Here is a 9,989-nt window from a genome sequence, read left to right on the forward strand (position 1 = left end):
ACTCCGAGTCGGCGGCGACGACGTCGGCCACTGCCTTGCCCAGCATCAGGACGACCGGGAGCAGGATGGCGGACAGGGTGGCCGCGAAACTGGGGCGGCGACGCTCCGCGGCGGCTTCGGCGCCTTCCCGGTCTTCGACGGTCACGTAGAGCTCGGGGACGGGGACGTCCACCCAGCGGGCCGCCAGCTTACTGAACAGCGGTCCGGCGACGATGACGGTGGGAATCGCGACGACGACGCCGAGAGCGAGGGTGAGCCCGAGGTTCGCGTTGAGCGCCGCCACCGCGACCAGCGGTCCGGGGTGGGGCGGAACGAGACCGTGCATCGCCGACAGGCCCGCCAGGGTGGGAATCGCGATGCGCATCAGCGACAGCCCCGAACGGCGCGCGACGAGAATGATGACCGGCATCAGCAGCACGAGACCGATCTCGAAGAACATCGGCAGGCCGATCACCGCGCCGACCAGTGCCATCATCCAGGGCAGCGTCCGCGGTCCGGCGCGCCCGACGAGCGTGTCGACGACACGGTCGGCGCCACCCGAATCGGCGAGCAGCTTGCCGAACATGGCACCGAATCCGATCAGGATTCCGACGCTGCCCATCGTGGCGCCGAAGCCCTCGACGAACGATTTCACCGAGTCCGTGGCACCGAGACCTGCGCCGATGCCGACGCCGACGGCGCCGATCGACAGTGCGAGAAACGGGTGGAGTTTGAGCCAGGTGATCAGCGCGATGATGACGGCGACGCCGACGACGGCGGCCGTGATCAGCTGCGCGTCGGTGCCGGCGCTGTCGGCCGCTGCGAGTAGTGACGCGGTACTCATTCTGTTGCTCCAGGGAGATCGGTGTTGGAATGACCGTTGTTCGTGACTCAGGTCACTGTGCCTCATAAACCATATGATTTCAAGCCCTGGGCATATTAAGTACTACTTAGCGTGTGAAGGGCGCGCCAACGTGTGTTCAGTGGAAGCAACCGTGGGACCATCGGCGGATGACCAACGCAGAGGGCGCCGAGTACCGGCAATTGCACGAAACGGTGCTCGATCGACTCGGCGGCGACATCGTGGCCGGAGCCCTGGCGCCCGGCACCCGCATCTCCGCCGACGACGTGGTCACCCAGTACTCCGTCTCCCGCACCGTCGTCCGCGAGGTGGTCCGTGTCCTCGAATCCCTCGGACTCCTGGCGGTCCGCCGCCGCGTCGGGATCACCGTGCTGAGCGAGGAGCACTGGAACTCCCTGGACCCGAGCGTGATTCGCTGGAAACTCGCCGGACCGCAGCGGTTCGACCAGCTGTCGAGCCTGAGCGAACTGCGGTCGGGCATCGAACCGCTCGCCGCACGTCTCGCGGCGGCACGGGCGACGCCGGAGCAGTGCGGGGCGCTGACGGCGGCCGTCATCGGAATGTCGTCGACGTCCCGCGCCGCGGACACGGACGCGTACCTGGCCCACGACTCCGACTTTCACCGCACACTGCTGACCGCGTCGGGCAATCCCCTGCTGCGTGCGATGTCGCAGATCGTCGTGGAGGTGCTGGAGGGCCGCACCCGGCACTCGCTGATGCCGCACGTCGCGGAGACCGAGGCGATCCGCCTGCACGGCGTGGTGGCGTCGTCCATCCAGATGGGCGACGCGGATGCGGCGGAGGCGGCCATGCGCGCGATCGTGAGCGAATCCGCGACGGCCGTCGAGCAGATGAAGGACGACGAAGACACCCGCGAGTGAGATCCTCGCGGGTGTCCTTCGTGGTGGTGCGGAAGGCCTACACGACCGAATCGGAGTGCATGGCTTCGAGTTCCACGCCCTTCGTCTCCTTGACCCAGCGCAGCACGAAGACGAGTGACAGCACCGCGCAGACGGCGTAGAAGCCGTACGAGATTCCGAGCGAGAAGTCCTTCATGGACGGGAACGTCACGGTGATCAGCCAGTTCGCCGCCCACTGGGCGCCCGCGGCGAGCGACAGGGCGGCGGCCCGGATGCGGTTGGGGAACGCCTCGCCGAGCAGAACCCACACGACCGGGCCCCAGGACATTCCGAACGCGACCACGAACAGGTTGGCGGCGACGAGCGCGATCGGCCCCTGCAGCCCGGTCAGCTGCGGCGTCGTGACACCGTTCACGACGGTGGTGGAGGCGGTTCCGAAGATGAACGCCATGGTCGCGAGCGTCACGGCCATGCCGGCGGAGCCGATGATGAGCAGCGGCCGGCGGCCCACCCGGTCGATGTAGGCGATGGCGATGAGAGTGGTGGCGATGTTGACCACCGACGTGATGACCGTGATCTGCAGGGAGCTGCCCTCGTCGAAGCCGACGGCCTGCCACAGGACACTCGAGTAGTAGAAGATCACGTTGATACCGACGAACTGCTGGAACACCGACAGTCCGATACCGATCCACACAATCGGCATCAGGCCGAACGCGGAGCCCTTCAGGTCGCGGATCGACGGTTGCGTCTCGCGGGCCAGCGTCGAACGGATGCTCTCGATCTTGAGATCGAGGCCCTTCTCGCCGAGCAGGACCGCGAGGATGCCGCGGGCCTCGGCGATGCGCCCCTGCGCGATCAGGTAGCGGGGCGATTCGGGAATGGTCAGCGACAGCAGACCGTAGGCGAGTGCGGGCACACACATCGCGAGGAACATCCATCGCCAGGCCTCGAGCCCGAACCACAGTTCTTCCTGCGATCCGCCGGCGAGCGCGGCGAGGGCGTAGTCGACCAGGAGCGAGACGAAGATGCCGGTGACGATCGCGAGTTGCTGCAGCGACCCGAGTCGTCCCCGCACCCGGGCGGGCGAGATCTCGGCGATGTAGGCGGGTGCGATGACCGAGGCCAGACCCACACCGATGCCGCCGACGATCCGGAACGTCACGAGCATCTCGACGTTGGCCGCGAATCCGGTGCCGACGGCGCTCAGCAGGAACATCACCGCGGCGGCCCGCATCGTGACGAGGCGTCCGTACCGGTCGGCGATGCGCCCGGCCAGCATCGCTCCCGCCGCGGCACCGAGCAGCGCCGAGGCGATCGCGAATCCGAGGAGAGCCGACTCGACCTGGAACTTGCCCTCGATCGCCGACACGGCGCCGTTGATCACTGCGCTGTCGTAGCCGAACAGCAGGCCGCCGAGTGCGGCGACGACCGCGATCCGGACGGGAACCGAAGTGCCCTCTGCGGTGTCGCCGGGCGATTCCGCGCCGGGCAACAGGACGTTTTCAGTCATGGGACTCCTCGTGAGCAAGGGGTGATCGAGACTCGGGTCGGGCCGAGGCCTGCGCAGAGTGCGCAGTCGTTGTGGTGTGGAACACAGTAGGCAACGAACGTACGAATCGTCAAGACATGAACATAAAAGGACGCTTTTGTCCGATTTACATTCACTAATGAACACACAGCACGCGAAGAGCTCAGACCTCGCCCCCTGACGCGGAGCGAGGATTCAGCGGCGAACAGTCACGCGGGAAGCGCGGATCGCAGACCCAGGGCGACGGCGCCGAGCACCTGAGCGCGGGGGCCGAGTTCGGCGACGCGGATGTCCAGGGAGCGGACCGCGCTGGGCACCGCATAGCGGCCGACGACCTCACGCATCGGCCCGAGCAGCAGTTCACCGGCCAGCGCGAGTTCGCCGCCGATGACGAGTCGTTCGGGATTGACGAGGTTGCACAGGCTCGCTGCCGCGACACCCACGTGCCGCCCGGTGTCGGCGAGCACCCGGATGCAGGCGGCGTCGCCGCGCTCGGCCATCCCGACGATGTCGGCGATGCTCAGATCGGGACCGCGACTCGGGGCGAGCAGCCCGATCACGACGTGCGAGGCGACGAGGGTCTCGAGGCAGCCGCGGTTGCCGCAGCGGCACACCTGCCCGAACTCGTCGAGGGTCAGGTGACCGATTTCGCCTGCGGTGCCGCCTCTTCCGCGGTACAGCCTGCCGTCGAGGACGAGGCCGGCACCCACGCCGTCGGACAGTTTGATGTACGCGAGGTCGGTGGTTCCGCGGCCCGCGCCCCACATGTGTTCGGCGAGCACACCGAGGTTCGCGTCGTTGTCGACGTGCACGGCGGTGCCGAGATACTCCGACGCGATGGCGGCCGCGTCGACACCGACCCAGCCGGGAAGGATGGACGGGCCGCCGACCTCGCCGGTGTCGGTCTCGAGCGGTGCGGGCAGACCCATGCCGACCGCGAGGACGGACGTGCGGTCGCAGCCGAGTCGGTCGAGGGCCGCGTCGAGAAGGGCGCCTGCCTGCACCACGCCGTCCTCCGCGCGGTGACCCGCGCCGAGTTCGACGCGTTCCTCGGCGAGCACCTGGTGTGCCATGTCGGCGACGGCCACGGTGAGATGGCGGTGCCCGAAGTCGATCCCGACCGCGAGCCCCATCCGGCGGGTCAGCCGCACCGCCCGGCCGCGCTGGCCGGGGTGGTCGCCGCCCGGCACGGCGACCATCCCGGCCGCGGTCAATTCCTTGACCATGTTGGACACGGTGGCGGGGGCCAAGCCGGTGCGACGCGCGATCTCCGCCTGGGTGAGCTCACCCGACGTCTGGAGCGCGCGGACCACACGGTGCTGATTGGCGGATTTCAGCGAGGACTGAGAACCCGGCCGCTGGGAATCACCGTTGTCACTGTCGCGCACGATTCACCGTACCGCGCCGCGTCACGCGCTATCGGGCGAGTGCCGCCGCCTCACGTGCGAGTCCGCTGATCCGGTCCCAGTCCTGCTGCTTCACGGCGTCGGCGGGCGTGAGCCAGGATCCGCCGACGCAGCCGACGTTGGGCAGCGACAGGTAGTCGCCGACGTTCGACGTCGAGATGCCGCCGGTCGGACAGAACCGCGCGGCCGGCACGGGTGAGTGGATCGAGCCGAGGAACTTCGCGCCGCCCGACGCCTCCGCGGGGAAGAACTTGAGTTCGCGGTAGCCGTGCTCGAGCAGGAACAGCACCTCGGAGACGGTCGCCGCGCCCGGGAGGTGCGGCAGTCCGGTGTCCGTCATCGCCTTCAGCAGGGTTTCGGTGCTACCCGGCGAGACCAGGAACTGCGCTCCCGCGTCGGCCGCCTGCGCGGCCTGCACCGGTTCCACGATCGTGCCCGCGCCGACGCAGATCTCCGGCACCTCGGTCGCGATCGCCTTGATGGCGTCGAGGGCGCACGGCGTCCGCAGGGTCAGTTCGATCATCGGGATGCCGCCGGCCACCAGCGCGCGGGCCACCGGCACCGCGTCGCCGAGGTCGTCCACGACGACGACGGGGATGACCGGGACGCGGTCGAGGAGGGAGGGGCTGTTCGTCACTGAATACTCCTTAGACGGGTTGGGGGTGGAAAACGCTGGCGCCCTGGGTCGCCGGTCCGACGGCGGCACGCAGGCCGGCGAAGAGTTCGCGGCCCGTGCCGACCCATTCGTCGGCACCGAGCGCACGACCGGTCGCCGGGCGGGCGGCCAGTTCCTCGTCGCCGAGGTGCACGTTCACGGATCCGGTCACGGCGTCGACGGTGAGGACGTCGCCGTCCCGCACCCGCGCGAGCGGTCCGTCCGCCGCCGCCTCGGGAGTGAGGTGAATGGCCGCGGGCACCTTCCCGGACGCGCCGGACATCCGGCCGTCGGTGACCAGCGCGACCTTGCGGCCCTGATCCTGCAGAACTCCGAGTACCGGTGTGAGCTTGTGCAATTCGGGCATGCCGTTGGCGCGCGGCCCCTGGTACCGGAGCACGGCCACGAAGTCGCCGGTCAGCGTGCCCGCCTCGTACGCGGCGAGGAAGTCGAGCTGATCGTCGAACACCCGCGCCGGGGCGGTCACCACGCGGTGGTCCGGGTGGACGGCCGACGTCTTCATCACGCACGAACCCAGGTTTCCGGTGAGCATCTTGAGGCCGCCGTTGACGTCGAACGGATCTTCCGGTCCGCGCAACACGCTGGTGTCGAGGCTGATTCGGGTGCCCGGCTGCCATTCGACGCCCTCGCCGGACAGTTTCGGCTCCTCGGTGTACCGGCGGAGCCCGGCGCCGACGACGGTCTTCACGTCCTCGTGCAGCAGTCCCGCGTCCAGCATCGACGACACGACGTAGCCGAGGCCGCCCGCCGCGTGGAAGTGGTTCACGTCCGCCGAGCCGTTGGGGTAGATCCGGGCGAGCAGCGGCACCACCGCGGACAGTTCCGACAGGTCGTCCCACGTGAGGGTGATGCCTGCGGCGCGGGCGATCGCCACGAGGTGCATCGTGTGGTTGGTCGATCCGCCGGTCGCGAGCAGCGCGACGCAGCCGTTGACCACGGCCTTCTCGTCCACGACCTCACCGACCGGTGTGTAGTCGTCGCCGAGCGAGGTGAGACCGGTGACGCGCTTTCCCGCCTCCCACGTGAGGGCCTCCCGCAGCGGGGTGCCCGGGTTCACGAAGCTGGATCCGGGCAGGTGCAGGCCCATGACCTCCATGAGCAGCTGGTTGGAGTTGGCCGTGCCGAAGAACGTGCAGGTGCCGACACCGTGGTACGACGCCGCCTCGGCGTCGAGCAGTTGCTCGCGGTCGGCCTTGCCCTCCGCGTACAGCTGGCGGACGCGCGACTTCTCGTTGTTGGGCAGACCGGACGTCATCGGCCCGGCGGGCACGAAGATCGTCGGCAGGTGTCCGAATCCGAGTGCGCCGATGAGCATTCCGGGAACGATCTTGTCGCACACGCCGAGCATGAGGGCGCCGTCGAACATGTCGTGGGACAGTCCGATCGCCGTCGCCATCGCGATGACGTCGCGGCTGAACAGCGACAGCTGCATGCCGTCGCGGCCCTGGGTGATGCCGTCGCACATGGCGGGGACGCCGCCCGCGAACTGGGCGATGCCGCCGGCCTCCATGACCGCGGCCTTGAGCTGCCGGGGGAAGTGTTCGAACGGCTGGTGCGCCGACAGCATGTCGTTGTACGAGGAGACGATCGCGATGTTGGGCTTGACGAACGCGCGCAGCGCCTTCTTGTCGGCCGGGCCGGACGCGGCGAAGCCGTGCGCCAGGTTCGCGCAGGCCAGCTTGCCGCGCGCCGGACCGCGGTCGGCGGCCTGCCGGATGCGGTCGAGGTAGATCGTGCGCTCGGGCCTGCTGCGCTCGATGATGCGTTCGGTGACGGCGGCGAGGACGGGGTGTACGTCGGCGGTGGGTGTGGGCGCGTCGGTCATGCGGTAACTCCTTCGTGCCAGGCGCGGCCGTCGCGCTCGATCAGGGTGGTCGCGTCGGTGGGTCCGTTGGTGCCCGCCGGGTAACGCCGCGGTCCACGCTCGGACTTCTCCCACCCGACGAGGATCTGCTCGACCCATTCCCAGGCGGCCTCCACCTCGTCGCGGCGCATGAACAGGGTCGGGTTGCCCCGGACCACGTCCATCAGCAGCCGCTCGTAGGCGTCGGGCGACGGACGCTTGAACGTTTCGATGTAGTTGAGGTCCAGCGACACCGGCTTGAGGCGGATACCGCCGGGGCCGGGTTCCTTCGCCGTCATGTGCAGCCGCATGCCCTCGTGGGGCTGCAACTGGATGACCAGGCGGTTGGGTTCGCTGTGGCCTTCGCTGCCGGGGAACATGGGGTGCGGGACGGGCTTGAACTGCACCACGATCTCCGAGCAGCGCCGGTCCATGCGCTTGCCGGTGCGCAGGTAGAACGGCACGCCGGCCCACCGCCAGTTCTGGATCTCGGCCTTGACGGCGATGAACGTCTCGGTGGTGCTGTCCGGGTTCTCGACGTCGTCCTGGTATCCGGGGACGGCCTTGCCGTCGGCGAGCCCGGGGCCGTACTGGCCTGCGACCGTGCAGCGTTCGACGTCCTGCGGACTCATCGGCTTGAGTGCCTGGAGCACCTTCAGCTTCTCGTCGCGCACGGTCTCGCGGTCGACGTAGGTGGGCGGCTCCATCGCGACGAGGCAGAGCAGCTGCAGCAGGTGGTTCTGCAGCATGTCGCGCAGCGCGCCCGCCGACTCGTAGTAGCCGCCGCGGCTGCCCACACCGAGCGACTCGGCGACGTTGATCTGCACGTGGTCGATCGACGAGGAGTTCCACAGCGGCTCGAGGAACGTGTTGGCGAATCGAGTGACCAGCAGATTCTGGACACTCTCCTTGCCGAGGTAGTGGTCGATGCGGAAGATCTGCGATTCCTCGAACACTGCGCCGACCGCGTCGTTGACGGCGCGGGCCGAGGCGAGGTCGTGGCCGATGGGCTTCTCCAGCACGACACGGGACTGCGCGTCGGCGAGACCGTTCAGGGCGAGGTTCTCGCAGATCGGCCCGAACAGGCCGGGAGCGCACGCCAGGTAGAACACCCGGATGGCACCGTCCCGGTCGGCGAGACAGTCCTGCAGGCCCGCCCAGTTCGCCGGGTCCGCGACGTCGACGGTGACGTATTCGAGGCGATTGAGAAATCGCTCACAGGTGTCCGAATCCAGCTGATCGCCGGAGACGAACCGCGCGAGTTCTCCTCGCACCTTGTCGCGGTAGCCGTCGGTGTCGAGACCGGCTCGCGAGGCACCGATCACGCGGGTTTCGGCGGGCAGCTGACCGTCCCTGTCGCGCAGGTAGAGCGCGGGAAGCAGCTTACGAACCGCCAGGTCGCCGGTGCCGCCGAACACGACGAAATCGCACGGTTCCACGGTGGTCGCTGGTGACATGTCATCTCCCTCTGAAAGCCGGATGTGTGGGCCATCACAGACGAGAGTAGGCGACCTTTGGCTTTTGATCAATACAGACTTAAGTATTTCGACGAACAAAGATCTGAACCTTACGTTGTCAGACGCGTGTCCGGTTGGTTGAATGGCCTGCATGCGGACGCCTCGCTCGACGACCTCCCCGGCGACGGGTGGCGACGTTTTCGCCCTCATTCGCGCAGGGCTAGCCACCACCCGCACCGAGATCGGCAACCTCACCGGGCTGTCCCGCACGGCCGTCGCGGCCCGGGTGTCGTCGCTGCAGGCGTCGGGACTCGTCGTCGAACGCGAAGAGGGCGTGTCGACCGGCGGACGCCCGCCGGTGAAACTCTCGTTTCACGTGCAGGCCGGTGTGGTGCTGTCGGCCGCCATCGGCCGGAGCCGCACCCAGCTGGCCATCTGCGACCTCGCAGGCGACGTCATCGTCGCCGAGGACGTGGAGCAGGAAATCGGCACGAGCCCGGCCGAGCTGATGCCCGTCATCGCGAGACGTCTCCTCGCGCTGCGCGAGGGCCTGGGCGAGACCGCGGGGCGGACGGTCGGAATCGGGATCAGCCTCCCCGGCACCGTCGACACCGAACGCGGATGCAGTCTGAACTCCCCCATGATGTCGGGCTGGGACGGCGTCCCGCTGCAGCCGTTCCTCGCCGACGTCACCGACGCGCCCGTCTTCGTCGACAACGACGCCAACGTCATGGTCCTGGCCGAGCGGCGCGGGGAACGCCGCGACTTCGCCGACATGCTGCTCATCAAGGCGTCGACCGGGCTCGGCGCCGGACTCGTCTCCGGCGGCGTGCTGCAGCGGGGCGCCCTGGGCGCGGCGGGCGAAATCGGGCACACGAAAACCGCAGCGGCACAAGGGGTGGTGTGCCGCTGCGGTGATGTGGGATGTATCGAGGCCGTCGCCGGCGGGTGGGCGCTGGTCCGCAACCTGCAGGAGCAGGGACGTGAAGTGACGCACATCCGCGACGTGATCACCCTCGCGCTCGCCGGCGACGCCGAGGCCCGGCGGATGATCCGCGAGAGCGGGCGTCAGATCGGCGAGGTCCTGTCGGGGGCGATCAACCTCCTCAACCCGGAGGTCGTGATCGTCGGCGGCGACATGGCGCAGGCGTACGACACGTTCGTCGCCGGGCTACGCGAAACCCTGTACGGCAACGCGATCGCCGTCGCCACCCAACAGCTGCAGATCCTCCCCTGGACGCACGGGGAACTGTCCGGCGTCGTCGGCAGCGCCACCATGGCACTCGACCACGTCCTCAGCGTGCGCGCCGTGGACCAACTGCTGGCAGGCGCTTCGCGCCCGTGAGCGGTTGACGAGTCCAGAGACTCGTTAACCACT

The 9,989-nt window shown here is 68.7% G+C and carries 8 protein-coding genes; 2 read left to right on the forward strand and 6 right to left on the reverse strand.

Features of this window, described 5'->3' with window-relative positions:
• Positions 1–823: GntP family permease (locus tag ACFTZB_RS37830; RefSeq protein WP_378439861.1), on the reverse strand; the 823-nt coding region annotated here is incomplete at its 3' end.
• A gap of 167 nt (positions 824–990) precedes the next feature.
• Between ACFTZB_RS37830 and ACFTZB_RS37835 the strand changes: the two genes are divergently transcribed.
• Positions 991–1,722, forward strand: coding sequence for a FadR/GntR family transcriptional regulator (locus ACFTZB_RS37835; RefSeq protein ID WP_378439863.1), 732 nt, complete (start codon positions 991–993; stop codon positions 1,720–1,722).
• A gap of 37 nt (positions 1,723–1,759) precedes the next feature.
• Here the strand turns inward: ACFTZB_RS37835 and ACFTZB_RS37840 are convergent, their stop codons facing one another.
• The 5 genes from ACFTZB_RS37840 to zwf form a co-directional block, all read right to left on the reverse strand.
• Complete coding sequence (locus ACFTZB_RS37840) at positions 1,760–3,211, reverse strand: sugar porter family MFS transporter (protein ID WP_378439865.1); 1,452 nt, start codon at positions 3,209–3,211, stop codon at positions 1,760–1,762.
• A 227-nt stretch (positions 3,212–3,438) separates the two neighbouring features.
• On the reverse strand, positions 3,439–4,617 hold the full coding sequence (locus ACFTZB_RS37845; protein ID WP_378439867.1) for an ROK family transcriptional regulator: 1,179 nt from the start codon (positions 4,615–4,617) through the stop codon (positions 3,439–3,441).
• A gap of 28 nt (positions 4,618–4,645) precedes the next feature.
• Complete coding sequence (gene eda / locus ACFTZB_RS37850) at positions 4,646–5,272, reverse strand: bifunctional 4-hydroxy-2-oxoglutarate aldolase/2-dehydro-3-deoxy-phosphogluconate aldolase (RefSeq protein WP_206009762.1); 627 nt, start codon at positions 5,270–5,272, stop codon at positions 4,646–4,648.
• A gap of 10 nt (positions 5,273–5,282) precedes the next feature.
• Positions 5,283–7,136: a phosphogluconate dehydratase gene (edd, locus tag ACFTZB_RS37855; RefSeq protein WP_378439870.1), complete on the reverse strand. Its 1,854-nt coding sequence runs from the start codon at positions 7,134–7,136 to the stop codon at positions 5,283–5,285.
• A complete protein-coding gene (gene zwf, locus ACFTZB_RS37860; protein ID WP_378439872.1) occupies positions 7,133–8,611 on the reverse strand; it encodes a glucose-6-phosphate dehydrogenase in 1,479 nt (492 codons plus the stop codon). Before zwf ends, edd begins: the two co-directional genes overlap by 4 nt.
• A gap of 151 nt (positions 8,612–8,762) precedes the next feature.
• Here zwf and ACFTZB_RS37865 point away from each other — a divergent pair, with 151 nt between their 5' ends.
• Positions 8,763–9,956 carry an ROK family protein gene (locus ACFTZB_RS37865; protein WP_378439874.1) on the forward strand — a complete coding sequence of 398 codons (1,194 nt, stop codon included), beginning with the start codon at positions 8,763–8,765 and terminating at the stop codon, positions 9,954–9,956.
• Positions 9,957–9,989 lie beyond the last annotated feature (33 nt).

The organism is Rhodococcus sp. NPDC057014, from assembly GCF_042673295.1.
Classification (GTDB): domain Bacteria; phylum Actinomycetota; class Actinomycetes; order Mycobacteriales; family Mycobacteriaceae; genus Rhodococcus_F.